Source organism: Aeromonas sp. 1HA1 (assembly GCF_029237385.1).
Taxonomy (GTDB): domain Bacteria; phylum Pseudomonadota; class Gammaproteobacteria; order Enterobacterales; family Aeromonadaceae; genus Aeromonas; species Aeromonas popoffii.
The window spans coordinates 1-822 of record NZ_JAACGC010000198.1 but is presented as its reverse complement, the minus strand read 5'-3'; the positions used below and the strand labels follow the sequence as shown (position 1 = coordinate 822).

Annotated in this window: 1 tRNA gene and 2 rRNA genes; all 3 read right to left on the bottom strand. The window is 47.0% G+C overall.

The features are described from left to right. Positions 1–94, bottom strand: a 23S ribosomal RNA gene (locus GWQ22_RS21645); the annotation flags it as partial. Positions 95–344: 250 nt separating this feature from the next. Further along, positions 345–420, bottom strand: a tRNA-Glu gene (locus GWQ22_RS21640). A 288-nt stretch (positions 421–708) separates the two neighbouring features. Next, positions 709–822, bottom strand: a 16S ribosomal RNA gene (locus GWQ22_RS21635); the annotation flags it as partial.

Below are 822 nucleotides of genomic sequence, written 5' to 3'. Positions count from 1 at the left end.
TCTTACCGACTTCTCACAGCTTATCGCAGGTTAGTACGTCCTTCATCGCCTCTGACTGCCAAGGCATCCACCATGTACGCTTAGTCACTTAACCATACAACCCCAAGAAGTGTCGTCGAAACAACGCTTGCTTGTTGAAGTACAACAAGGACCAAAATAAATTTTGGTTTTCGCCAAGAAGTTTCCAAAGCACTTGTAACAAATGTTTGAGAACTACTTTTTAAATCAGCTTTCCAGATTGTTAAAGAGCATGTTTGCAACAGCATTCACTTATAAAGTGCGCTGAAGAAAACAGACATAAACATGTAATGCTTATGTCTGCATTCTTGTTAGCAAGAGAGAAGTGGCGTCCCCTAGGGGATTCGAACCCCTGTTACCGCCGTGAAAGGGCGGTGTCCTAGGCCTCTAGACGAAGGGGACGAAAATCATGCTTTGCGAAGTAAACTTCGCAATGATTTTCGTAAAGGCAACGTGCCGAGCCGGCGAGGCCGAGCGACATGTCGTCTTTAGCGCAGCTCGTTGTTATCGCTAACTCTGAATTGGGTAACCGCTTTCGCCGTTATTCACATCCCAACCCAACGAACGGGCTTCTCTCGCTTGGCCTTTCGACCAAACAAGCACTGACGCATCGCTGCATCAGGTCTTTGCTCTAACTACTTTGAATCAAGGCAATCTGTGTGAACACTCAACAACTTCGACATCTTAAGGTAAGGAGGTGATCCAACCCCAGGTTCCCCTAGGGTTACCTTGTTACGACTTCACCCCAGTCATGAATCACACCGTGGTAAACGCCCTCCCGAAGGTTAAGCTATCTACTTCTGG